A 24,788-nucleotide genomic window follows, 5' to 3' on the forward strand; every position below is an offset into this window, starting at 1 on the left:
CTTGGCGGCCAAAACGCCCTGTGCGACGCTCGCGTCACGGCGGAGGGCCGCCCGCGCACGCCGCCCCCGCCGGCACCGGTTCGTACGAATGCCGATACGGCCGCCTGTTGCGGACAGCCCTGCGCGGTGTCCCGCGGCGCCGCCCAACGGGCCGGAAGGCCGGCCGTGAAGCCAAGGAGAGCCAGAAGATGACCACTTCTGATCACGTCGGTCAGCCCCCTCTCACCGACCCCGCCGGCCACGCCCACCGAACCGATCAGGCCAACCCTTGCGGCCACACCGACCCGACCCTCTACCGCACACCCGCCGACGCCATCGCCGCTCCCCCGGAAAAGCTCGCCTACCTGGTCGGCTTCGACCGCTCCGCACAGCGCCCGGACGCGCTGATCACCGTGGACACGGACCCGGAGTCGAGTTCGTACGGACGGGTGCTGCACCTGGCCGACGTGCCCGGACTGGGCGACGAACTGCACCACTTCGGCTGGAACGCCTGCTCCAGCGCCCTCGCCCACGAGGGCCACCACCAGCCCGAACGGCGCTACTTACTCACGCCGGGACTCCGCTCCTCCCGGCTGCACGTCTTCGACACCCACCCGGACCCGGCCCGCCCCCGCCTGGTGAAGGTGATCGAACCCGCCGAACTGGCCGACAGGGCGGGCTACTCACGGCCGCACACCCTCCACTGCGGCCCCGGCGGCGTCCTGCTGTCCTGCCTCGGCGGCGCGCACGGCAACGACGGTCCGGGCGGTGTGGCGCTCCTCGACCACGAGACCTTCGACGTACTGCGCGCCTGGGAGACGGACCGCGGCCCGCAGCGCCTGGCCTACGACGTCTGGTGGCACCTCCAGCACAACATCGCCGTGACCAGCGAGTGGGGCACACCGTCGATGGTCGAGAACGGCGTCGACCCGGAGCTGCTGCTCGGCCGCTCGTACGGGCACGCGCTGCACTTCTGGGAGCTGGATTCCGGCCGCCACCTGCAACGCGTCGACCTGGGCGACGAGCACCAGATGGTCCTGGAACTGCGGCCTGCTCACGACCCGGCCGCGACCTGGGGCTTCGCGGGTGTCGTGGTGAGCGTGGCGGACCTGTCGGCCTCGGTGTGGCGGTGGCAGCGCGAGGACGACGGGCGGTTCACGGCCCGCAAGGTGATCACGATTCCGGCGGAGCCCGCCAAGGAGGACGAACTGCCGCCGGCGCTCAAGCCGTTCGGCGCGGTGCCGCCGCTGGTCACCGACATCAATCTGTCGGTGGACGACCGCTGGCTGTATGTGTCGGCGTGGGGCACCGGCGAACTCCACCAGTACGACGTGAGCGACCCGGCGCACCCCCGTAAGACCGCGTCCGTACGGCTCGGCGGCATCACCGCCCGGCAGCCGCACCCGGCGGCGCCCGGCCTGCCGCTCACCGGCGGCCCGCAAATGGTCGAACTCAGCCGCGACGGACGCCGGGTGTACCTCACCAACAGCCTGTACGGCGCGTGGGACGACCAGTTCTATCCCGACGGCATCCACCCCTGGCTCGCCAAACTCGACGCCGACACCGAGAACGGCGGCCTCACCCCCGACCTGCGTTTCTTCCCGCACGGCGAGGACTTCCGCGGACTGCGCGTCCACCAGACGCGTTTGCAGGGCGGCGATGCGTCGTCCGATTCGTACTGCTACCGCTGACCGTGCGCAAGGAACCGGAACACACGGTGCACCCATCGGTGAAAGCCGTCGCGCACGACTTCCTCTCCCACGCGGACCGGCTGTGTCCCGGCCTGGTCGAAGGGCTGTATCTGACGGGGTCGGTCGCGCTGGGCGATTTCCGGCCGGGGCGCAGCGACATCGATTATGTGGCGGTCTCCGGGCGCCGCCCCTCGAGGCGGACGTGGCGGCCCTGGAGCGGGCCCACGCCGCGACGCGCGCCCGGCACCGTCGCCCGTACTTCGACGGAGTTCACGTCACCTGGAGCGATCTCGCGAGAAGTTCGGCCGACTGCGCCGGGGCTGCGCGCACCCAGATGGGCCGGTTCCACGCGGGCGGCGGTTTCGAGGTCAATCCGGTGACGTGGTCGGTGCTCGCGAAGCACGCCGTGCCGGTACGCGGCCCCGCTCCGGGAGAGTTCGACGTGGCCGTGGACGGAGCCGCCCTGCGCGGCTGGACGCGGGAAAACCTCGACACCTACTGGCGCGGCTGGCAGAAGGCGCACGGCAAGCCGCTGTCGGTCAGGGGCGTGTGGGCACTCGGCGGCCGGGCCATCGCCTGGGGCGTGCTCGGCGTCACCCGGCTCCACTACACCCTGGCCACCGGGGAGATCACGTCCAAGGGCGGTGCGGGCCACTACGCCTTGCGGACGTTCGGCGCCGACCGGCATCCCGTGATCCACGAGGCGCTGCGCCTCCATGGTTCCGCCGCCCATCCCGCGACTCCCCACGCCACCGCTGCCCGCCTGCGCAACCCGTTCGTCCGCCGCCGGGCCGCCCTGGACTACATGGCCATGGTGATCGACGATGCGCCGGCGGGCCGTTGACGTTCGCCAACCGGAGCGGCCCGCCAAATCGCTGGCCAGGAGAAGCCCCGTTGTTCCATGATCTTTTGGCACGGCCGCGCTCCGCTGTCTCCTCCTGCTGCCCCGTGCCCGGCCGCTTCCTCCCCAGCCAAGGAGCACCCACATGCCCACCACGCCCCCGCCCTCCTTCCTCCTCGTCCACGGCGCCTGGCACCGGCCCGCGTGCTGGGAGCCACTTCAGGACGCCCTCGCCGCCGAGGGCCTGCGATCCCACACGGTCGCGCTGCCCAGTTCCGGTCCGCAGGGCACGCCTGCCGCCGGTGTGTACGACGACGCCGAGGCGATATCCGCGCGGCTGCGCGAAATCGACGGGCCGGTGGTCATCGTCGGGCATTCGTACGGCGGCATCCCCGTCACCGAGGCGGCCGCCGCACATCCGGACGTCGTCCACCTCGTCTATCTCGCCGCCTACATGCCCGCCGAGGGTGAATCGCTCGGCAGTCTGCACGGCCGCGAGCCGTCCGGGCCCGTGGACCTCGACGGTGTGCAGCCGCCCATCTTCGAGGACCCGCGTACGTCGCTGTACGCGGATATGCCCGACGATCTGGCCGAGCGGGCCATCGGCGAACTCGTCGAGCAGAGCCGGCGGTCGTTCCAGGAACCGGTGACGCGCGCGGCGTGGCGGACCGTTCCCGCCACGTACGTCGTCTGCGAGGGCGACCAGGCGCTGCGGCCCGCGATGCAGACGAAGATGTCCGCGAACGCCGCCCACGTCGAACGGCTCGCCACCGGCCACTCCCCCTTCCTCGCCGCCCCCGCCGAACTGGCCGCCCTCCTCGGCCGCATCGCCTCCGGCCCCACGGAAGGCTGACGCACAACGGCCCGGCCCCTCCTCGGACGAGAAGGGGCCGGGCCGTACGGTGCGCGCTCGGCGCCGGTCACTCGTGCGCTTCGGCTTCCACCGGCTTCGGGATCAGGAACGAGGTCGCCACGGCCACCGCCATGATGATCACGCCCGCGATCATTCCCGCGGTGTAGCCCGAGGCGGACGTGGGATCGTCGGCCGGGGCGGCGGTCTTGACCGCGTACAGGACGGCGAAGCTGAGGCCGGAGCCGAGGTTGAAGGCACCGGCGTTCAGGCCGGGCAGGAAGCCCGGGTTCTCCTTCGGCGACAGGACGATGCCGAGTCCGTTGAGGACGATGTTCGCCACGCCCGCGTAGGTGATGCCCACGAGGATGGAGGCCGCGAGCAGCAGCCCCCGGGAGTGGGCGGAGAGCGTGACGATCATCAGCACGACGGTCGCCGCCGCGCCGATCAGCCCCAGGCGCAGCACCCGGCCGTACCCGAAGGTGGCCGCCAGCCGGCCGGCGAGCGGGCCCATCGCGAGCCCGGCGATGGCGTACGGGGTCAGCGTCCACCACGCGGACTGCTCGGCCGACATGCCGAGCCCCGCCTGGGCGTCCTGCGCGAACGCCGGGATCAGCCCGTTCATGACGGCGAACACGCCGGTCATCGTCAGCATCGTGGTCAGCAGCGTTGCCCAGGTCGAGCGCTGCCGCAGGTGCCTGGTGGCGACCAGGGGGTGCCCGGAGCGGTCCTCGGTGCGCCAGAACAGCCAGAACGCCGCCGCGGCCACGACCACCAGGACCGCGATCAGCGGCCAGTTGGCGGCGGCCAGCTTGCCCGCCTCGTTGAGCGCGACGAGCAGCGAGCCCACGGAGATCACCAGCAGCACGACGCCCGGCCAGTCCATGCGGTGGCTGTCGGGCACCTTGGACTCGGGGGCCATGGTGGCGACGAGGGCGGTGGCGATCGCGGCGACGACGGCCATCGCCCAGAAGACCGCCGCGAAGCCGTGCCGGTCGGCGAGGTAGCCGCCGGCGAGCGAGTCGACGCCGGCGATACCGCCGTTGACCGCGGTGATCACGCCGAGCAGGGTGCCGTAGCGCTTGGGCTCGGTGACCTCGACCCGCAGCATGATCAGGCACAGCGGTACGGTCGGGCCCGAGACGCCCTGGATGATGCGGCCGGCGAACAGCATCGGCACGCTCTGCGCCAGGGCCGCGACCACGCAGCCGACGACCATCAGGGCCATCATCCCGGCGAGCACCTTGCGGCGGCCGATGATGTCCCCGAGCCGCGGCAGGAACAGTGAGAACAGCGCCGCCGAGGTGAAGAACGCGGTCTGGGTCAGCCCGATCTCGGCGGAGGTGGCGCCGAGGCTGTCCTCGATGTTCTTCAGCGCGGGGCTGAGCATGCTGGCGTTGAGCTGGAAGGCGATACAGGCCGTCAGCAGCGCGGTGACCAGCACGCCGACCCGTACGGTGCGCCCCGGGCCGGTCGCTTCGGCGGCCCGTGCGGTGTGCGGTGCGCTCATGCCTGAACGTCACCGATGCGTTCGAGGGCGTCCACCACCAGGTTCCAGAACCGTTCGTGGTCGAGTTGGACGGCGACCTGGGTGCGGCAGTCCTCGGGGAGCGGCCAGCGGAAGTCGGTGACCGTCATGCCCATGGTCAGGCCGCCGGTCAGCTCGATGTCCACCGGGGCCTTGCGGACGGTCATCACGTCCGGGTCGATGACGTACGCGACGGCGCACGGGTCGTGCACCGGCGGGTATTCGAAACCCTGGTTCTCCCGGTAGGCGTCGCGGAAGAAGTCCAGCAGTTCCAGGACGAACCGGGCAGGCTTGGTGCCGACCTCGGCGATCTTTTTGGTGACCTCGGGGGTGGCCAGCGCCTGGTGGGTGAGGTCCAGGCCGACCATGGTGACGGGCCAGCGCTCGTTGAAGACGATGTGCGCGGCGTGCGGGTCGATGACGATGTTGAACTCGGCGACCGCGCTCCAGTTGCCCTCGTGGTAGCCGCCGCCCATCAGCACGACCTCGCGGACGCGCTCGGCGATCCGGGGCTCCTTGCGCACGGCCATCGCGATGTTCGTCAGGCCCGCGGTGGGGACGATGGTGATCTCGCCCGGCTCGTGCGACATCACCGTGTCGATGATGAGGTCGACGGCGTGCCGGCGGTCGAGCTCGATGTCCGGCTCGGGCAGGTCCGGGCCGTCCAGGCCGGTGTCGCCGTGGATCTCCGGTGCGTTCTCGATGGTCCGCACGAGGGGCCGCGGGCAGCCGGCCGCGAACGGCACGCCGGTGATGCCGGCGATACGGGCGACGGACAGCGCGTTACGGGTGACCTTCTCCAGGGTCTGGTTCCCGACCACGGTCGTCACGGCGACCAGGTCGATGTCGGGATTGCCGTGCGCCAGGAGCATGGCGATGGCATCGTCGTGCCCGGGGTCGCAGTCGAGAATGATCTTTCTGGCCAACGGAAGAGCCCCTTTGCTCAGCTGAAGGTGTTGATGTGGATCTCTTGGTGCACAGCAGAAGGGCTGTTACCGAAAGAGCACGGACGGACGGCGGCACACCGGCCCGGCGAACGGGGCCGACCACGGCTGGTGCTACCGGGCACCTCCCCTTCGACACGGGTCGGGTAATCGATTTCACGGTGGCGATGCCTCCGTCCAGGGCCCTGACCAGCGATCGAGGCCCCGTCCCGTCATAGTGCCAGAGCAAACGGGCAGGGCGGACATCCGGGGCTGCGGCGGGCCGCACACCGGATCAGCCGTCGCGACGGGGCTCCCCAGGGACGTCCGGCGAACCCGAGCCGACCGGGCCGCCCGGCACCGCCCGATCATGCGCAGCAAGCACCGCCTCAACCGTGTCCGCCTCCGCCGCCACCTTGTCTTCGCGATAGCGCACCACCCGGGCGAACCGCAGCGTCACACCCGCCGGGTAACGGGTCGAGGTTTGCAGGCCGTCGTACGCGATTTCCACGACCAGCTCGGGGCGCACCGTCACGACGTAGCCGGTCTCGTCCACGGCCAGCTCGCGCAAACGTTCCGTCTGCCAGGAGAGCATGACGTCGGTGAGGCCCTTGAAGGTCTTGCCGAGCATCACGAATGTGCCGTTCGGGCCGCGGGCGCCGAGGTGGAGGTTGGAGAGCTTGCCGGTGCGGCGGCCGTGGCCCCACTCGGCGGCCAGCACCACGAGGTCGAGGGTGTGCACCGGCTTCACCTTCAGCCAGGCGGCACCGCGGCGGCCCGCGCTGTACGGCGCGTCCAGCGCCTTGACCATGACGCCTTCGTGGCCCCGCCGCAGCGTCTCGGCCCAGAACTTCTCGGCGGCCTCGCGCGCGGTGGTGTCGGCCGGGTCCTCGACCACCGTCCGGCGCACCCGCCGCTCCTCGGGGACCAGCCGCACCAGTTCCGCGTGCCGCCGGTCGCCGGGCAGGTCCAGGAGGTCCTGCTCGCCCACGGCGAGTACGTCGAAGAAGACCGGGGAGAGCGGCAGCGCGGCCCGGGCGGCGGCCACGTCCACGCGGGAGCCGAAGCGGCCCGCGATCTGCTGGAACGGCAGCGGGCGGCCGTCGTCGCCGAGCGCGATCACCTCGCCGTCCAGGATGAAGCATGGCGCGTCGAGGGCGAGCGCCGCCTCGGTGATCTCGGGGAGCCGGTCGGTCACGTCGTCGAGGGTGCGGGTGTAGATCCGTACGTACGAGCCGTCCCGGTGCACCTGCACCCGGATGCCGTCCAGTTTCTCCTCCACGGCGCACCGGCCGGCCTTGTCGACCGCCTCGGCCAGGGATTTCGCGCCGTGCGCCAGCATGGGCCCGACGGGCCGCCCCACCGTAAGCCGGAACTGGGCAAGCGCCGAGGGGCCCTCGGCGAGCAGGCAGCGGGCGACCTCCTCCAGGGACCCGGCCAGCATCACGGCCCGCCGTACGTCCGCGACCGGCACCTCGGCCGCCGCGGCGATCGCCTCGGCGGCGATGGCGTCGAGCGCGCCCTGCCGTACCTCGCCGGTCAGCAGGCCGACGAGAAACCGCTGCTCCTCCTCGGTCGCCGCGCCCAGCAGCTCCTGGACGAGGCGGCGGCGCTCGGTCTGGGAGCCGGGCCCGGCGACCGCGGCCAGGGCGGTCAGGGCCGCGTCCGTACCGAGGACGGTCAGCGTGGCGGTGTCCGCCGGCGGTACGGGGTGGCGCAGCACGCTCCAGCCGACCCCGATCCGCCCCTGCGGCAGCCGCCCGGCCAGGTAGGCGATGGCCACCGGCGCGTCGTCCGGTTCGGCCTGGCGGAACAGCTCGGCCAGCAGCTTGATCTTCTGGGACCGCGCCGAGGTGGCGGCGACCTCCCCGGACACACGTGCGAGTCGGGCCAGCAGCATGGCAACATCCTGCAACGGTGCCGCCGCAATCGCACGATCACCGGCGCCGGTGCGCCGCACCACCGTCACCGGGGCACCGCCGCACCGGGCCGCTCCCACTCACTTCCCGAACCCCTCGGACAGGCCGCGGACGAAGTGCCGCTGCGCGACCAGAAAGATCACGATCATGGGCAGTGCGGCAATGGTCAGACCGGCGAAGAGCATCGGCCAGTCGGAGTTCAGCCGCCCGGCCATGTCGGCGAGCCCCACGGGCAGCGTCTTGAGGTGGTCGTCGGTGATGAAGACGAGCGCGAAGGCGTACTCGTTCCAGGAGAACAGCGCCTGGAGGAGCGCCGCGGAGACCAGGATCGGGCGGGCCATCGGGACCACCACGCGCCAGAAGGTCTGCCAGCGGCTCGCCCCGTCGATCAGCGCCGCCTCCTCCACCTCCACCGGCTGCCCCAGCAGGTAGGCGCGGATGAGGAAGGTGGTGAAGGGCACCTTGAAGGCGGTGTAGAGGACGATCAGCGCCCAGTACGTGTCGTAGATGTGCAGCGCCTGGAGCAGCTGCGTCAGCGGGACCAGCGCCACGGTCGGCGAGAGCATCATGGCGCCGAGGACGAGCAGCAGCGCGGGCTGGGAGCAGGGGATGGCGAGCCGGGTCAGCCCGTACGCGGCCCAGGCGCTGATCAGGACGACGGCGAGGACGCTGGCGGCGGTGACCAGCGCGCTGTTGAGCAGATAGCCGAACACGCCCTGTTGCCACGCGTCGGCGTAGGTGCCCCAGTCGGGGTGCGCGGGCAGCCCCCACGGGTCGGAGAAGATCTCCCCGTTCGTCTTCAGGCCGGACAGGGCCATCCAGCACAGCGGGTAGACGACGGCGACGGCGAGCGCGGCGAGTCCGCAGTACGTGAGGACGCCCAGCACGACCGAGCCGGAGCGGGCGGGCCCGCGGCGCGTGGCGGGGGCGGTCGGCGGGGCGTCCGCGGGCGTGGGCTTGTGCAGGGTCAGGGTCATGCCGCTACCGCCTTCCGGCGCGAGTGGAGGAGCTGGACGGCGCCGGCCACGAAGGTGATGACGAACATGACGGTGCCGACGGCCGCGGCGTACCCCATGTCGTCACCGGTGAAGGCGCTGGCGTACAGCCACGTCCCGAGCGTCTGGCTGGAGTTGGAGGGCCCGCCGCCGGTCATCACCATCACCTCGTTGAACACGAGGAAGGCGCCGGAGACGGTGAGGATGACGAGCAGGGTCGTCATCTCGCGGACCATCGGGACGGTGACGGCGAAGAACGTGCGGATACGGCCCGCGCCGTCCACCGTCGCCGCCTCGTACAGCTCGCGCGGGATGCGCTGGACGGCGACCGTCAGCAGCATCGTGGTGTAGCCGAAGGACTGCCACTGGCTCATGTTGATGACGCCCCAGATGGAGGTGTCCGGGTCGCCCAGCCAGTCGTGCGCGAAGCGGCCGAGGCCGAGGGTGTCCAGCGCGCTGTTGATGAGCCCGGCGTCGGGCTGGTAGAGGAACTGGAAGAGCAGGCCGGCGACCGTCATGGAGACGGCCGCGGGGATGAAGTAGACCGTACGCAGCAGCCCGCGGAGCCGCCGTCCGATGACCGCCTCCAGAATGGCGGCCAGCACGAGTGCCGCGCCGACCTGGAAGACGACCGACGTGACGGCGTAACAGAGGTTGTTGGCGAGGGCTTTCCAGAAGACGGGGTCCTGGAGGGCTTGCCGGTAGTTCTCCAGGCCGACGTAGCGCATACCGGGCTGGAAGACGCTGAACTTGAAGAGGCTCAGGCGGATGTTCTCCACGATCGGGTAGTAGACGAACAGGGCGATCAGGGCGAGCGCTGGGGCGGCGTACAGGGCGTGGCGGAATCGGCGTCGCTGCATGACGGCGGCACCTCCTTCGGGGCGTCGGGGTGTACGGGGGCCCGTCACGGACACCGGTCCTGGGGGTCAGTCGCGGGAGCCCATCACGGGGATCAGTCGCGGACGCGGAAGCGGGGATCAGTCGCGGACGCGGAAGCGGTGGGCCTGCCGGGCGCCCTCGCGCACTTGGCGCACCGCCTGTGCCGCGCTGGTCCGGCCACCCAGGACCGCCTCGGCCGCCGAGAGATACGGATTGACGATCTTGTCGTCGGCGCGGGTGTCGAGCCACAGCGCCATGTCCTTGCTCGCGAGCGTGCGCTGCGCCTCGGGCAGCCCCTTCAGGCGCGCGGCATCCGCCGTACCCTTGACCGCGCTCAGCCAGCCCAGGTCGCGGACCACTTTGCGAGCCTGGTCAGGGCCGGTGAGGAACTTGAGGAAGTCGACGGCGAGCGCTTTGTTGGGCGAGGAGTTGGCGACCAGCAGCCCGTCCGCTCCCCCGGCGACGGCGCGTGCGGAGCCCGCGGCGCCCGGGATGGCGGGCATGGTGAAGAAGTCCCAGTTCTTCGCGAACTTTTCGGGGGCGCCGCCTTTGGTGCTGAGGTAGGAGAATTCCAGCGTCTCCAGGTACTGCATCGCGGCCTTGCCGTACAACAGGCGGTTCTGCGCGGACTCGTGGCTCATGCTCGTACCGGACGGCCCCATGCAGCGCTTCCTGAGCTGCGCCAGGTCGGTGAAGGCGCGTTCGTAGCCAGGGTGGGTGAAAGCGCCGTCGCCTCCGTCACCGTCGTAGTCCCTGGCCAGGACGGCGGGCGGCACCTCCATGGCGTTGAACTGGGTGAGCAGGTGCCCGGCGGGCCAGCCGTACTGGTTGCCGAAGGCGAGCGGGGTGTGGCCCGCCGCGGAGATGCGGCCGCAGGCCGCGAGCAGTTCGGGGAAGGTACGCGGCTTCCGCCCGACCCCGGCCGCGGCGAAGATCTCCTTGTTGTACGCGAAGACCTTGGCGTCCGTGTCCAGCGGCACCCCGTACCGGCGCCCGTCGAAGGTGAAGGCGTTCAGCGCGCCCGGCTCGAACGTGCGGCCCCACGAGGTGCCGTTGAGGGGTTCCGACAGATCGGCGGCCAGCTTGCCGTCGGCGAACTTGCGCGCATAACGGCCGGGCCAGGCGAAGTAGATGTCCGGCATCTCACGGGACGCGGCGAGCACCGCGATGCGGTCCTTGTACGGCTGGTCGCCGACGGCCTGGAGGTCGATGGTGACACCCGGGTTCCGGCGCTCGTACGCGCGGACGGCGCTCTGGAAATACGGGGCGTATTCGGGGTCGGCCCACTTCTCCAGGATGGTGAGGTGCCCGCGCGGGGGCCCGTCGAGGACGAAGTCGTTCGGGGTGACGCGGACGGGGGCCTGCCCGCACCCGCTGACCAGCAGGGTCAGCAGGGCGACGAGCAGGGTCCCGGCGACGGCGGCGGGAGTGCGGCGCATCGGCTCTCCTGGCGGGGATCTCCGGGCGGGGAGGGGACGGGTCAGGGACATCGGGACGGGTCGCGGGGGTGCGCGCCGTCCAGGGCGAGGGGGTGCCCGAAGGCGCCGGTCAGGGTGCAGACGGCCGCCGCGTACGTGGCGGCGTACCCGGCCGCGTCGGCGAGCGGGCGGCCCCGGTGGAGGGCGACGTGCAGAGCGGCGATGAAGGAGTCGCCGGCGCCGAGGGTGTCGGTGGCCCGGACGGGCACGACCGGCTGGTGGTGCGTGGTGCCCTCGTACGACAGCAGCGCGCCCCGGGCGCCGCGCGTCACCACGGCCAGCTTCGCGCCGAGGCGGTGCGCGCGGGCCAGCAGCCCGGCGGCCTCGTCCTCGTCCGCTTCGGGCCGGGAGAGGACGGCGCTGCGTACGAAGGGCAGCAGCGGTTCGGCGTAACTCCAGGGCCGGTCCGAGAAGTCGAAGCTCACCGGGCAGGCGGCGGCCAGCCGCGGCAGCTGCTCCTCCATGCCGCTGCAGTCGCCGGTGTGCACCAGGTCGAAGCCGCGCAGCCAGCGCAGGTCGGCGTCGTCCGGGGTGAACAGGGAGATCGTCTCGTCGCAGTCGCCGAAGGTCCGGTTGCCGTCGTCGTCGAGGTGGACGGTGGCGTAGGCGTTGGGTCCTGCGGCGATACGGGCCCGTTCCGTCGATACGCCTTCGGCCGCCAGGGCCGCCCGTACGTGCCGGCCGGCCGCGTCGCTGCCGGTGACGCCGAGGTACGCCGCCTCGGCGCCGCAACGTGCCGCGTGCACGGCGACATTGAGGGCGTTGCCGCCCGGGTACATCAGTCCGCGCCGGGGGTAGCGATCGACGACGTTGTCGCCGAGTCCGCAGATGCGCATACCGCTCTTTCCTCCAGTTGGCTCCGGTGGGGGCCGGCCCGGCGCGCGGGCACGCGCCGGGCCGGGCGGGTACGGAGCGAACTCAGTAATCGACCTGGAACATGTAGCGGCGCTTGTCCAGGTCGTGGCCGCGCACGGACTCGTAGTGGCGGGCCAGCCGGGTGCCGAAGACGTCCAGCGCGATGGGCGTGATGTCCCCGCGCAGCTCCTCGGGCACCCCGGGCAGCGAGAAGATGCGGGAGTCGACGTAATGCGCCTTGCGCGTGTACTTGTCGAGGAACCGCTGGGTGCGCTCGGCCATCGGGCGGGTGGCGTCCTCGCCGAGGAAGAGGATCACGGGCTGGTCCTCGGTGACGACCTCGAAGGCGCCGTGGAAGAACTCACCGGCGTGGTAGCTGCCGCCGTGCTTCCACTGCATCTCCATCAGATAGCACATGGTGAAGCCGTAGCCCGCACCGTAGTTGGGGCCCGCGGAGAGCACGTATGTCACCGGCTCGTCGGCCAGTGCGGTGGCGATGGAGTGGGCGAGCGCCTCGCCCTCCTCCTGGGCGGTGTAGAGGGCGTCGGGCAGCGCTTCGTACGCCTTGCGGATCGCCGCGTAGTCGCCTTCCACGCCCGTCTTCTCCAGCAGCGCGTACGCGAGCTGCCCGAAGAGCACGCCCTTGGGGGCTACGACGGTGTCCTCGCTGCGGTACGTGAAGGCGATGTCGGCGGCCTGCGCCAGCGGGCTGTCGTCGTCGCGGGTCAGCGCGGCGACCTTGGCGCCGGTGGACTTGGCGTAGTGGGCGGCGGCGACGGTCTCCTTGGTGGTGCCGGTGTGCGAGGAGACCAGGACGAGGGAGCCCTCGCCGAGCAGCGCGGGCCTGCGCAGGTTGAACTCGTCGCTGTTCATGTGGAAGACCGGGAAGCCGGCGCGGGTCTCCAACAGGAAGTGCACCGGGTAGGAGGCGGTGAGCGAGCCTCCGCAGCCGACCAGGAAGACATTGCGCAGGCCGCCTTCGACGACCTCGGCCACGAAGGCGCGGGCCGTTTCGTGCTGGCTCAGGGCGAAGGCCACGGCCTCCTTGAAGTCCTCGGTGATGGGCTTGAGGGGCAGGGTTGCGGTGGTCACGCGGATCCTCTCCGAGCAGGTTGGGAACGTTCCCAATGCAGACCGGGAACACCCCTGGACGCGAGATTGGGAACGTTCCCATCGGGAATGCTGGGAACCTTCCCACCGTCGTACGCGGAGCGTCAATACCCCTGCGCAGCCGATAGCCTGGCGACGCCATGACGACGAACCGACGCAGCGGCCCGCACCGGCCCGCCACCATCCCCGACGTCGCCCGCGAGGCGGGCGTCTCCCGCTCCACCGCCTCGCGGGCCCTCGCCGACTACGGCTCCGTCAGCCCCGAGGCCCGCGAACGCGTACGGGCCGCCGCCGAAAAGCTGGGCTACCGCCCCAACCAGCTCGCCCGGTCCATGATCACCGGCCGGACGCACACCCTGGGCGCGGTGATCGCCGACATCCAGAACCCGTTCTTCGCGGGCGTCACCCGCGGCATCACCGACGCCGCCCGCGCCGCCGGCTACCAGATCCTGCTGGCCAACACCGACGAGGACCCGGCCGCCGAACGGGCCGCCGTCAAGACGCTGCGCGACAAGCACGTCGACGGCCTGATCGTCGCCCCCGCCTCCACCACGGACACCGGCCACCTCAGTGCCGCGCACGACGGCGGCTGCCCGGTCGTCCTCCTCGACCGCCGTGTGCCCCGCCTCGGCCTGGACTCCGTCACCGTCGACAACCACGGCGCCGCCCAGGACGCGGTACGCCGCCTGCTCGCCATGGGGCACCGGCGCATCGCCCTGGTCAGCCTGGTCGGCAACGACGCCACCGACGACCCGGTGGACCCCGGCTCCACCGGCCTGGCCCGTATCGAGGGCTACCGCGCCGCGCTGCGCGAGGCGGGCGTCGAGGACACCGAAACGTACCTGCGCACCGGCGCCTTCCACGGCCAGGACCCGGCCGTGCTCGCCCGCGGCCTGCTGGACTCCCCCGAGCCGCCGACCGCCGTGTTCGCCACCGACAGCCTGATCGCGCTGGGCGTCCTGTCCGCCGCGCGCGAACTGGGGCTGCGCGTCCCGGAGGACCTGTCCGTGGTCACCTTCGACGACACCGACTGGGCGCGCGCCCTGCGTCCCCGGATCAGCGTCGTCGCCCAGCCGGTCCAGGAACTGGGCGCCACGGCCGTACGGGCCCTGATCGCCCGCGTCCAGGGCGGCAGCCACCGTCCCGAACACACCACCCTGCCCACGGAGTTCATCGAGCGGGAGTCGGTCGCGCGGGCGACCACGCAGCGGAAATAGCCGGACAGGACAGGGCCGTTGGGGCCGATCTTCGGAGGAACTCCGGTCGGTACCGGTCCGGCATGGCCATGATGTACGGCATGAAGCTGGTCAAGCGGTGTCTCCTGCTCGCCTTCCTGGCCGCCGTCGCCGTCGGCTACGTCCAGCTCCTGTGGTACGGGCCCTGGTGGATCGACGGGGCCCATCTGCGCACCCGCGATCTCCAGGCCGCGGACGGCGTGGTCAGCACCGGCTTCCGCACCGCGCTGGTCGCCCTCGGGGCCGGGTTCATCGCGGCGGTCGGCCTCCTGTACACGCACCGCACGCTCCAGCACACCCGGGTCAAGGACCAGGAGCAGGCGGAGATCGCGCGCGAGGGGCAGGTCACCGACCGGTACGTGGAGGCGATCAAGCTGCTCGGCTCGGCGAATCTCACCGAGCGGCTGGGCGGGATCTACGCGCTGCAACGCATCATGCACGACTCGCGCAAGGACCATCCGACGGTCGTCAACGTGCTGGCGGCGTACGTCCGTACGCACAACGCGGCCCCCGGCGAGGGGACCGGCGGGCACCAGGACGCGGACCGGGCCGGGCACGGCCGCGCCCGCCCGCTGCCCGAGGACATCCGGACCGCCCTCGCCGTGATCTCCGGCCGGCCGGCACGCGATCTTCCCGGTGAGCACGTGGATCTGCGCGGCGTCGACTTCCGCCGGGCGGACCTGCGCGGCATGGGCTTCATGGGGATGGACCTCGGGGGCGCGGACCTGCGGGAAGCGGATCTGCGCGGGGCCGCGCCGGGCAGCGCCGACCTGTCCGGTGCCGGCCTGCGGGAGGCGAATCTACGGGGTGCCGTCCTGGTTCGCGCCCGCCTGGCGGAGGCCGACCTCCAGGAGGCGAGCCTGCGGGGCGCCGTCCTGTGGTCCGCGGATCTGCGGGACACCAACCTCCAGGCCGCCGATCTGACCGAGGCCGACCTCGAAGGCGCCGACCTCACGCGGGCCAACCTGCGTGGGGCGAACTTCCTCTACGCCGACCTGGGGGGCGGAGCTGGAGGCCGCCGACCTGCGCGGTATCGACCTGGAGAACACGGACCTCAAAACGGTGCCGCTGTCGGACCACGGCTACCTGGCCGCCGACCAGCTCGCGCGGGCGCGCCTGCACCGCTCGACCCGGCTGCCTCCGGAGCCGGCCCGGGACGCCGGGGTGCTGGCCCGCGTGGCCGCGTGCGAGGCCGCGGGGCGGGCGTGAAGACCGGGGCGATGTGCGCCGTACGACGCGGGCGCGAAGCCGGTGGGACGGTGTGCGCCGTACGACGCGGGCGCAAAGCCGGTGGGACGGTGCACGCCGTACGACGCGGGCGTGAACCCACCGGGTCGGAGTACGCCTCACGACGCGGCCGGGGCCGTACACGTACCCGTCAGGCATCCGCCTCGATCTCCCGCGACGGCACCGACCGCTTTCCTTTGCCCACACCCGACGCTTCGGCCGCCGCGTGCAGCGAGCGCAGGGCCAGCAGGAGCACCCCGATGTCGTCGAGGAGGACCGGGTCGGGCAGCAGATCGACCGGGGAGAGCACATAGAGCAGCGCTCCCCAGTACGCGATCTTGTTCTCCAGCGGTACGCCCGCCTCGCGCAGGACGGCGCGGGCACGGACCACCTTGACCAGGAGCACGATCGCCGCGCCGACCATCACCGCCAGCAGGACCGCGACGATCACCACGACCGCCCACATCTCACCGCTCATTCCTGACGTCTTCCCTCCGTCGCCCGTGGAATACCGGCCGCGTCCGGCATTCTTCCTCCGGCGCGGACGGCACCCACGTCAACGAGTGATCAGGGATGGCGAAACGGCTCGTGGGACGGGCGGGGCCAGAGTTTTTCACGGGCCCCGCCGGCCGCCCCGGCGGTCAGTGCAGCAATTCCGGATCGGGTTTCCGCTCCTCGCGGATGATTTCCCGTTGTTTCGCCGGTGGCGCGCCGGGCATTCTGCCCCGCGAGTGGAATCGCATTTCCTCCACGCTCTTCTGCATGGACACCCGGAGTTTTTTGCCCAACGGCCTTTCCACGAGCCGGTGCACCGCCCAGGAAAGGGCCAGCATGAATGCCACGATCCCGGGCAGCAGCACGGCCGCGGGCACCCGGCTGCGCAGCAGGTCGATAAGGGTGAAACCGACATACATGTGGAGCAGGTAGAGCGGATAGGTCAGCGATCCGGCGGTGGACAGCCAGCGCCACTGGAGTTTGTCGAACCACCCCAGCGCGATGGCGGCCATCAGCGCGAAGGCCAGCAGCACCCCCAGGCGTACCGGCCAGCCGTGCGCCATGTCCGCCTTCGCGCCGAGATTCATCACCAGCCGTCCGCGCAGATAGTGCTGGGCGAGCAGGAAGGAGACCGCGACGATCGCCCACAGCAGGACGGTGGGCCGGAAACGGTGCATGAGGTAGAAGGCGATGCCCGCGATGAAGTACGGGGAGTACGGCGCTATGGCCCATACCGACAGCAGGTCGCTGTTGGACTTCAGCGCCACCACGCCGGCCACCGTCCACAGGCCGCAGAACAGCACGCACCTGCGGTAGGTGACCCCGCGGAACACCACGATCGCGAACAGCAGATAGAACTTCAGCTCGACGAACAGCGTCCAGTAGGCGTCGTCCACATCGGGGACGCCGACCCCCTGCTGGAGCATGGTGAGATTCGTCAGCACCGTTTCCCAGTTGTCCGCGCTGCGGACGTTCGGCCACACGGTCAGAACCGCCGCGGTCAGCAGTACGGCGACCCAATAGGCCGGATAGAGACGGGAGACGCGAGAGGTCACGAAATCGCCCAGGGAACGGCCCCAGGCGCTCATACAGATGACGAACCCGCTGATCAGGAAGAAGACTTCGACGCCCAGCCAGCCGTACTCCGACAGGTGGTAGACGACCGGGGAGAAAGCGTTCGGGTCCTCGCCCCAGCCGTCGCGCAGGGTGATGTAGTGATAAGCCAGGACCATCAGGGCGGCCAGCAGCCGCAGTCCGTCGAGGACACGCAGTCTGGGCCGCGGCGCCTCCCCTTGCGGGCCGGGAGGGTGTTCTGGCGCGGCGTAAAGCATCCGGGTCCTTAACGACGGTGCGGCGGCAGCCTGTCCGAGTTTCACGGTAAACGACGGGAAATGCGCGAACGGATCGCGGAGTTTAGCGTACGACACCACACCTGCCCCATGTCCACAACGTCGACGAACTTCCTGAAGTCGCCTTCCTGCGCAGGTCAGCGGGGTATCCCCGGGCAGCGCCGGCGGCGTTTGTGAGAAAAGGATGAGAAACCGGGGCGGCGGCGAACCGTGCGGACGAAAAAGGAGTCGGGGCGGAAACCGGCACGCTCCGGCAACGCGCGCCCCCGGCATGCCGGTCCGCGCCGCAGCGAGCGCTGTCCGGGCTCCGTTCGCGCCGCCCCGTGCGCCCGTCCCTGGTGCTCCCCCGTCCCCGGCCACCCGCCGCCCGAACCCGGACCGGCCCCTTCCAGTTATGGCGAAGTTGTTGCCAGCAGCCTCAGTTGCCCCAACAATGCGCACGTCAAAGCCGAAGGAACTTCGGCCACAGATTCTGAGAGGACCCCCACATGAAAAGCCCTCTCGTCGGTGCCCTGGCCACGGCCGTCCTGGGCACCGCCGCCCTCGTGGGCACCGCCGGAACCGCCGGCGCGGCCACGGTCACGGACGCCGCCGGGCATACGGCCGCGCCCTCGCTCCACCGGACGACGGATGCCACGGCCACCGCGGTCAAGGCGGTCCCCAGAGCCGTGAACTATGCCGGTACCGTGGCGCTCAGCAACTGCTCGGGATCGATCGTGCGCATGCCCAATTCGACCGACAACGATCCGGCCCTGGTCCTGTCCAACGGCCACTGCCTGGAAGGCGGCATGCCGGACGCGGGCGAGGTCATCGTCGACCAGCCCTCCAGCCGCAGCTTCACCGTGCTCAGCGCCTCGGCCGGCAACCTCGGCACGGTCCGCGCCACCAAGGTCGTCTACGGCACGATGACCGACACCGATGTCTCGCTCTACGAACTCTCCTCCACCTACGCCCAGATAAAGCAGCGCTACGGCATCAAGGCGCTGGACATGGCCACCACCCACCCGGTCAAGGGCGCCGCCATCGCCGTCGTGTCCGGGTACTGGAAGAAGACCTACAACTGCAACGTGGACGGCTTCGCCTACCGGCTGAAGGAGGGCAACTGGACCTGGAAGGACTCGGTCCGCTACACCTCCCCCTGCAACGTCATCGGCGGCACCTCGGGCTCTCCGGTGATCGACGTCGCCTCCGGCAAGGTGGCGGCCGTCAACAACACGATCAATGAGAGCGGCCAGCGCTGCACGCTCAACAACCCGTGCGAGGTCGACGCCAACGGCCGCGTGAGCGTGCGCCGCGGCATCGGCTACGCCCAGGAGACGTACGAGATACCCAAGTGCTTCGGCACCGGCAACAAGCTGGACCTGAGCCGCCCGGGCTGCGTCCTGCCCAAGCCGTAGTCCGCACACCGGCGGGCACCCCGCGTGCTCGCCGGTCCGGCCCCTCCCCCGCCGGGCCCCCTCCGTACGCCGGACGGCCGCCGTCTTCACCCGGCGGGGTGAGGCACCCCGGGGTCCGTCCGACGCGTCCGCCCGCGCGGGCGGTGGTGTGGCACGGTCGGACCATGAACGCGGCATCCGACATCCGGTCCCAGGCCACCACCCTCGCCCGCGACCTCGGCGGGCCGTGGCAGCCGGACGACGCCGACCGCAACCTCGCCCTCACCCTGGTCCTCGCCCGCGACGACAACGGCGGCCGGCTCACCGCCCGGATCATCACCCACATCCTGCTGAACGCGTCCTGGGGCCTGAAGCCCATCGGCGCCATGTACCAGCTGATGGCCTGCACCGCCGACTTCCTGGACGATCCGAAGCAGCGCGAGTCGGACGCCGGCCGGGAAGCCCTGGACGCCGTCAACCGCCTCCTCGACACGGTCGCCGCGCTGCCCCCGGACGGCATCTGACCACAGCGCCGCCGGTTCCGACCGCGGCGCTACGGTTTCGGCCGGACGACCTGTACGGCGACCCCGGTGGCCCGCAGGGCGGCGACTTCCCCGGCGGGGGTGGCCGTATCCGTGACGACCGTCCCGTAGCGGGCGGCGGTGCCGTACGCATACGTGGCGCGCTTGCCGAACTTGGCGTGGTCCACGAGGAGTACGGCCTCCTCGGCGGCGGCCAGCATGGCCTCCTTGACCTCGACGTACTCCCGCAGCGGATGGAACAGCCGCCCGTCGAGGACGGCGGTGGCGGACATCAGCACCAGATCGGCGTGCAGCCGGGCGAGGGCGCCGCCGACCTCCGGGCCGGTGCAGGAGTTGAACTCGCCGTGGTACCGGCCGCCGAGCAGGGTGACATCCACGCCGGCCACCGCGCCCAGGCGCTGGGCGAGGCCGACCGAGTTGGTGATCACCCTGATCCGGTCGGCCGGGTCCCGCCGGGCCAGCAGGCCGGCCAGCGGGTAGAGCGTGGTGGAGTCGTCCATCAGCACGGTGCTGCCCGGCGCGATCCGGCCGGCCACCGCGGCGCACAGCGCCGTCTTGGCCGCCAGCCCCGTGCCCTCCCGGAAGCGCGTGGCGGTCTCCATGGTCAGCGCGGGGAAGGCGACGGCCCGGCCGCGCTCCTTGCGCAGCAGATGGCGGGCGGCGAGGTCGTCGAGGTCGCGGTGCATCGTCATCAGGCTGACGTCGAAGCGGTCGGCGAGCGCGTCGATGCGCAGGGCGCCGTGGTCGGCGACATAGCGCAGGACGGCCTGCCGCCGCTGTTCGACGCCGGCCTGCGACAGCCGTGCCTTGGCGGCCATGCGGCGCTCCTCCTTCTCCGTGCCGTGGTGTCCGGTGCTCAGCCGGGCTGCGGGCACACCACGGGCTTGATCGTCGTACGGTCCCGGGCGGCCGCGGTGAGCGCCTGCTCCGCGTCCGCCAGGCCGTACCGGTGGGAGACCAGCCGGTCCAGCCGTACGTCGCCGGAGGCGGCCAGCGCGATGGCGGCCGGCCAGGTGTTGGCGTACCGGAAGGTCCCGGTGACCTCGATCTCGAAGTTTTGCACATGGGCCAGCGGCAGCGGCACGGTGTCGCCGCCCATGCCGACCAGCACCGCCCGGCCCGCGCGCCCGACGCAGCGGATCGCCTCGTCGGCGACGGCCGGGACGCCGGAGCACTCCAGGAGGACATCGGGTTCGTACCCGGTGTCGGCGAGCCGGGCGCTGCGTACGTCCACCGCGGCGGTGGCGCCCAACTCCCGCGCCAGGTCGAGGCGTTCGGGGGCGATGTCGGTGACGACGACCTCGACGGCGCCGAAGGCGCGGGCCGTCTGGACGGCGACCAGCCCGATCGGCCCGGCCCCGGTGACCAGCACCCGCGCGCCGGGCCCGATCCGCCCCTTGCGCGCCGCCCACACGCCGACGGACAGCGGCTCCAGCAGGGCGGCGGTCTCGGCGGTCAGGGTGCCGGGGACGGCGTGGGCGAAGTGCTCGTCGATGGCGACGTACTCGCACAGCGCGCCGTCGACCGGCGGGGTGGCGTAGAAGGACACGTCGGGGCACAGGTTGTAGCGGCCGTGGCGGCACTGCCCACAGGTGCCGCACGGTACGCCGGGCTCCAGGGAGACCACCTGTCCCGGCTGGTGGCGGGTGGCGCCGGGGCCGAGGGCGACGACCGTGCCGCCTGGCTCGTGGCCGAGCACCATCGGGGCGCGGACGACGAAGTCGCCGATCCGTCCGTGCTCGTAGTAGTGCACGTCCGAGCCGCAGATGCCGACGGCTTCGACGCGGACCAGCACCTGCCCCGGCCCGGGGCGCGGCACCGGCCGCTCCTCGATCCGCAGGTCCTTGGGCGCGTGCAGGACGGCGGCGCGCATGGTCGCGGGGACGTGATCGGGCAGCGGAGCGGGCATGGCGGCGTTCCTCGGGAGTCGGCGGGCGGGGCGTACGGATAGCGGTCGCCAACATTCTTAGCAGATCTCATCAGCATTGTTAACACAAATTGCGTGATGTTATCGGAGCACGGCACAGATCACCCATGGCTCCGTAACGCCCCTCACCCCTCACCGATCGGGGGCGGTCACTCAGCGATCGGCTTCTTTCACTCGGGCACAGTGCGGCAAAGGCATCGGGCAGTACCGGCCACATCCGGCGGTGATCGCCCGCGCCCTGATAGACAACAGCGGTCATGAGGCAGGCTCCTCCGACCGGCCGAGTGCGGACATGCCGTCCGTGCGCCGTCCGGAGATCCCGTGGGGCGGCCACAGGTGCCGTCGAGGAAACGACGAGGTGCCATGGTCCGGTGTGACAGCGGTGCGACCGGTTCCCGCCCGGAGGAGGGCGGCGCCCTGCCGGCGGGCGGACGCGCGACCGGGGCCGCGTTGAGCGCCGTACGCGTCGAGGAACTTCTGATCAAGCACCTGGGGTGCGACGAAGCCCAGGCCCGCGCCTGCGCGAGCGGCCTGCTGGGCACCCCGGCGGCCGATGGCACCGGTCCGCCGCCCGCCGCCCGGACGGTGTACGGCGCCGGCCGCCTGACCGGCGCCGTCGAGGACCGCGTCGTGCGGGCCACCGGAGTGAAGGCCCGTGCGGGAACGGTCCCGCACGACTTCGGGCCGTACGACGGCACGGCGGACCTGACGGCCGCCCATAACCCCGTCGAGCTGGCGCAACGGCTCCTTGAGCGGGCCGAGGAAACCGGCGCCACGGCGGTGCTGCTGGCCGTCGTGGACGAGGACGGCGGACTCCGGACGAGCGGGGCCGCCGGGTCGGCGGCACGGACGGACAGCGACTGGTCGCAGATACCGCTGCACTGCATACTCCCGCTGGCCCGGATGTCCGCGGCGGACCAGCAGGTGTGGCTCGACGACGAGGCCGGTGACCGCAGCCTGACCTGGGTGTCGGCGGGCCGCGACCGGCCCGGCGGGCCCCGCACCCCCGGGAGCGGCGGCGGACCGGGCACCGCGGTGTGCGCGGTCTGCGTCATCTGGTCCGGCCCCGAGCGCCCGGCACCCACGGCCCGCGACCGGCTGGAGGCGCTGGCCGACTGCGCCGGGCAGCGGCTGCGCGGGCTGGCCGCCCTGAAACCGCCGGACGAGGGTGTACAGACGGCCTGGCTGGACGCGGTCATCGACGCGGTTCCCGTACCGGCCGCGCTGCTGCGCCCACTGCGCGACGGGCTCGGCCGGGTCGTGGAGTTCACCATGGAGCGCTGCAACGCACGCGCCACCGACATCCTGGGCCGCACGCCGGACCAGATCACCGGCAACCGGCTGCCGGAAACCTTCCCCGGCATGATCCTTTCCGGGATCTTCGACGCGTACGTGGCGGTCCTGGAGACCGGCGTCCCGCTCGACCGGGGACCGTTCTCGTACGAGGAGCCCTTCCAGGGCGTCACACATCCGGCCGTACTGAGCGTGCGGGCCCAGCGTGCGGCCGGCGGCCTGCTGGTGACATGGCAGTTCCACGACGGGCAGACGCACCCGAGCACCCGGATCGACGACGACGAGCGGCTGGTCAACCTCGGCTGGGCGGAGTGGAAGCCGGCCACCGGCGGCGTGACATGGTCCCGGCGGATGTACGACATCCTCGAACGGCCGCCGGAACTCGGCCCGTTGCCGCTGGACGCGCTGTCCGGGTACGTCATCGAGGAGGACCTGCCGACCGTCGTGAAGGCCGTGCAGTCACTGGCCCGCGCCCCCGGACCGGTGCACTTCGAGGTCCGTACGCGCGCTTTTGACGGCCCCCGCCACGTGAGCGTCAGCGCCGAACTGCTCCGCGACAGCCTGGGCAACCTCGTGGCCCTGCGCGGTGTCGTCCAGGACGTGACCGACGTCCGGCGGACGGAAGCGGCACTGGAGGCGACGCGGCGGGAGGCCGAGAGCCGGCAGCTGCGGATGGCGGAGGAACTGCAACTGGCGCTGCTGCCACGGGCGCACACCACCCTGCCGGGGCTGCGGGCCGCGATCCGGTACCAGCCCGCCGAGAACTGCGCCCGCGTGGGCGGCGACTGGTTCGAGGCCACGCCGCTGCCCGACGGCCGGGTACTGATCGCCATCGGCGACGTGCTCGGGCACGGCCTCCAGGCCGCCGCGGGCATGGCGCAGCTGCGCAACGCGCTGCTCGGGATCGCGTACACCGGCGCCGACGCGGCCCGTATCCTCGACTGTCTGAATCTACTCGCCTTCCACGGCCACGACGAGTCGCTCAACGCGACCGCGGTCGTGGGCCACTTCGATCCGCAGCGACGCACCCTGACCTGGGCCCGCGCCGGTCACCCACCGCCCGTCCTGGTACGCGGCGACCGGGCCACCGAGCTGGTCAACGACGACGGGACCTCGCTGGGCGCCAGCCTGGACCCCGGTTACGCGTGTAAGACGCTGACGCTGCGCCCCGGCGACCGCGTGATCCTCTACACCGACGGCCTGGTCGAGCGCCGCTCCGACCGGTCCGGCAACCGCGAGGACCTGCTGCTGTCCGCCGCCCGCCAAGGCGCGCACGGCGACCCCGAGGCCCATTTGGAGACATTGCTGTCCGTCCTGCACACCAATCCGGAGGACGACACGTGCGTCATCGTCCTGCATGTGGGGAGTTGAGCGGAGGCACCGGCACGGCTGCCGCGGACCCGTCAGGGCGAGGGGTTCGGCCAACCTTCGCCGACTTCGGCAAGTTGGCGTTTTCGATCGGCTGTTCGCGGCTAGGTTGTGCGGTGGGTCCGATGCCGCATTCCCCCGTGTGCGGCATCGGACCCACCACGCCCCGACGGCCATGGGCCGTCAGCCGCACGCGACCTCATGAAGACCGGATGACCGGATCGGGCGCCGTGCCGCGCACAGCAGGCTGCCGCTGTTGTCACCCCAACTCGACTTGTACGGCCCGCGCGTGATGGGGCGCAGGCCGTCGTCCGCGGTCCAGGAACCCGAGCGCCGACCAACACCGCCGGCCCCCACCACGGCCCCAATTCACCCCGCGCTCCCCTCCTGCCATTCTGCCCACGACATGTTCCAGCCGTTGAGGCCGTTGTCCGGCTTCACGGTCCGTTCCGGGGAGTTCTTCACGGACACGACGTCGCCGATGAGCGAGTTCTCGAAGAACCACTTGCCCGGGGTGTCGCCGCCACCGCCCTCGTTGTCCTGGAGGCCGATGCAGCCGTGGCTCGTCCCGGTCCGGCCGAAGACCGACAGATCGCCCCAGTACTTGCCGTGGACGAACGTGCCGGAGGTGGACAGCCGCATCGCGTGCGGCACATCGAGTTTGTAGGAGTCCTTGCCGAAGCCGACGGTCGAGCCGTCCATGCGGGTCTGGGTGAACTTCTCGGAGATGACCATCTGGCCGTTGTACGTCGGAGTCTTCGGACCGCCGCCCGTGATCGGGATCGATTCGACCGTCCTGCCGTCCCGCATCACCGTCATGGTCTGCGTGTTCATGTCGACGGTGGAGACCTGCGAGCGGCCGACGGTGAAGTTCACCGTCTTGGACTGCACGCCGGTGATGCCCTGGCCGCCCTTGACCCCGTCCAGG

Annotated in this window: 20 protein-coding genes and 2 pseudogenes; 9 read left to right on the forward strand and 13 right to left on the reverse strand. The window is 71.5% G+C overall.

All coding sequences use genetic code 11. From position 1 onward, the window contains the following. Positions 1-188: 188 nt before the first annotated feature. From ADK86_RS37210 to ADK86_RS37220, 4 genes and pseudogenes are all read left to right on the forward strand, one after another. Positions 189-1,670 (forward strand): selenium-binding protein SBP56-related protein, encoded by a 1,482-nt coding sequence (locus tag ADK86_RS37210; protein ID WP_078952523.1) that lies wholly within the window; start codon positions 189-191, stop codon positions 1,668-1,670. A gap of 38 nt (positions 1,671-1,708) precedes the next feature. Next, positions 1,709-1,855: pseudogene (locus tag ADK86_RS45855) on the forward strand (nucleotidyltransferase domain-containing protein); the annotation flags it as partial. A 17-nt stretch (positions 1,856-1,872) separates the two neighbouring features. Next, entirely contained in the window at positions 1,873-2,514 is a 642-nt protein-coding gene (locus ADK86_RS44045; protein ID WP_234346294.1) for an aminoglycoside adenylyltransferase domain-containing protein, read from the forward strand. 142 nt (positions 2,515-2,656) lie between these two features. Continuing rightward, a complete protein-coding gene (locus tag ADK86_RS37220; protein WP_053700601.1) occupies positions 2,657-3,364 on the forward strand; it encodes an alpha/beta hydrolase in 708 nt (235 codons plus the stop codon). 67 nt (positions 3,365-3,431) lie between these two features. Here ADK86_RS37220 and ADK86_RS37225 read toward each other — a convergent pair whose 3' ends face one another. The 8 genes from ADK86_RS37225 to ADK86_RS37260 form a co-directional block, all read right to left on the reverse strand. Further along, positions 3,432-4,871 (reverse strand): MFS transporter, encoded by a 1,440-nt coding sequence (locus ADK86_RS37225; RefSeq protein WP_053700602.1) that lies wholly within the window; start codon positions 4,869-4,871, stop codon positions 3,432-3,434. Then, on the reverse strand, positions 4,868-5,815 hold the full coding sequence (locus ADK86_RS37230; RefSeq protein ID WP_030601973.1) for a nucleoside hydrolase: 948 nt from the start codon (positions 5,813-5,815) through the stop codon (positions 4,868-4,870). Before ADK86_RS37230 ends, ADK86_RS37225 begins: the two co-directional genes overlap by 4 nt. Positions 5,816-6,107: 292 nt before the next feature. Further along, positions 6,108-7,712 carry an ATP-dependent DNA ligase gene (locus ADK86_RS37235; protein ID WP_053700603.1) on the reverse strand — a complete coding sequence of 535 codons (1,605 nt, stop codon included), beginning with the start codon at positions 7,710-7,712 and terminating at the stop codon, positions 6,108-6,110. Positions 7,713-7,811: 99 nt separating this feature from the next. Next, entirely contained in the window at positions 7,812-8,708 is an 897-nt protein-coding gene (locus tag ADK86_RS37240) for a carbohydrate ABC transporter permease (RefSeq protein WP_078952524.1), read from the reverse strand. Continuing rightward, positions 8,705-9,586 (reverse strand): carbohydrate ABC transporter permease, encoded by an 882-nt coding sequence (locus ADK86_RS37245; RefSeq protein ID WP_030371593.1) that lies wholly within the window; start codon positions 9,584-9,586, stop codon positions 8,705-8,707. The genes ADK86_RS37240 and ADK86_RS37245 overlap by 4 nt, the downstream gene beginning before the upstream one ends. A gap of 117 nt (positions 9,587-9,703) precedes the next feature. After that, complete coding sequence (locus ADK86_RS37250; protein WP_053700604.1) at positions 9,704-11,044, reverse strand: ABC transporter substrate-binding protein; 1,341 nt, start codon at positions 11,042-11,044, stop codon at positions 9,704-9,706. A 41-nt stretch (positions 11,045-11,085) separates the two neighbouring features. Next, entirely contained in the window at positions 11,086-11,919 is an 834-nt protein-coding gene (locus ADK86_RS37255; RefSeq protein ID WP_053700605.1) for a PfkB family carbohydrate kinase, read from the reverse strand. 82 nt (positions 11,920-12,001) lie between these two features. Continuing rightward, positions 12,002-13,030 carry an SIS domain-containing protein gene (locus ADK86_RS37260; protein ID WP_053700606.1) on the reverse strand — a complete coding sequence of 343 codons (1,029 nt, stop codon included), beginning with the start codon at positions 13,028-13,030 and terminating at the stop codon, positions 12,002-12,004. A 158-nt stretch (positions 13,031-13,188) separates the two neighbouring features. Between ADK86_RS37260 and ADK86_RS37265 the strand changes: the two genes are divergently transcribed. Both ADK86_RS37265 and ADK86_RS45860 read left to right on the forward strand, forming a co-directional pair. Next, entirely contained in the window at positions 13,189-14,265 is a 1,077-nt protein-coding gene (locus ADK86_RS37265; RefSeq protein WP_053700607.1) for a LacI family DNA-binding transcriptional regulator, read from the forward strand. Positions 14,266-14,717: 452 nt separating this feature from the next. Next, positions 14,718-15,254: pseudogene (locus ADK86_RS45860) on the forward strand (pentapeptide repeat-containing protein); the annotation flags it as partial. Positions 15,255-15,661: 407 nt separating this feature from the next. Here ADK86_RS45860 and ADK86_RS45110 read toward each other — a convergent pair. Beyond that, complete coding sequence (locus tag ADK86_RS45110; RefSeq protein WP_053700608.1) at positions 15,662-15,988, reverse strand: YkvA family protein; 327 nt, start codon at positions 15,986-15,988, stop codon at positions 15,662-15,664. Positions 15,989-16,151: 163 nt separating this feature from the next. Then, entirely contained in the window at positions 16,152-17,336 is a 1,185-nt protein-coding gene (locus tag ADK86_RS37275; protein ID WP_053700609.1) for an acyltransferase family protein, read from the reverse strand. Between the two features lie 506 nt (positions 17,337-17,842). Here ADK86_RS37275 and ADK86_RS37280 point away from each other — a divergent pair. Then, on the forward strand, positions 17,843-18,751 hold the full coding sequence (locus ADK86_RS37280; RefSeq protein ID WP_053700610.1) for a S1 family peptidase: 909 nt from the start codon (positions 17,843-17,845) through the stop codon (positions 18,749-18,751). A 164-nt stretch (positions 18,752-18,915) separates the two neighbouring features. Beyond that, the gene (locus tag ADK86_RS37285) at positions 18,916-19,254 is read left to right on the forward strand and encodes a hypothetical protein (protein WP_053700611.1); all 339 of its coding nucleotides are present in this window, start codon (positions 18,916-18,918) and stop codon (positions 19,252-19,254) included. Positions 19,255-19,283: 29 nt separating this feature from the next. Here ADK86_RS37285 and ADK86_RS37290 read toward each other — a convergent pair whose 3' ends face one another. After that, positions 19,284-20,090, reverse strand: a complete 807-nt coding sequence (locus tag ADK86_RS37290) for a DeoR/GlpR family DNA-binding transcription regulator (RefSeq protein ID WP_053700618.1) — start codon at positions 20,088-20,090, stop codon at positions 19,284-19,286. A 38-nt stretch (positions 20,091-20,128) separates the two neighbouring features. Beyond that, positions 20,129-21,181, reverse strand: coding sequence for an NAD(P)-dependent alcohol dehydrogenase (locus tag ADK86_RS37295; RefSeq protein WP_053700612.1), 1,053 nt, complete (start codon positions 21,179-21,181; stop codon positions 20,129-20,131). 381 nt (positions 21,182-21,562) lie between these two features. On the opposite strand from ADK86_RS37295, the gene ADK86_RS37300 reads away from it, so the two are divergent. Continuing rightward, positions 21,563-23,863, forward strand: a complete 2,301-nt coding sequence (locus ADK86_RS37300; protein ID WP_053700613.1) for a PP2C family protein-serine/threonine phosphatase — start codon at positions 21,563-21,565, stop codon at positions 23,861-23,863. A gap of 366 nt (positions 23,864-24,229) precedes the next feature. Here the strand turns inward: ADK86_RS37300 and ADK86_RS37305 are convergent. After that, positions 24,230-24,788: L,D-transpeptidase (locus ADK86_RS37305; RefSeq protein ID WP_159394056.1), on the reverse strand; the 559-nt coding region annotated here is incomplete at its 5' end.

Source organism: Streptomyces sp. NRRL F-5755 (assembly GCF_001279365.1).
GTDB lineage: Bacteria > Actinomycetota > Actinomycetes > Streptomycetales > Streptomycetaceae > Streptomyces > Streptomyces rimosus.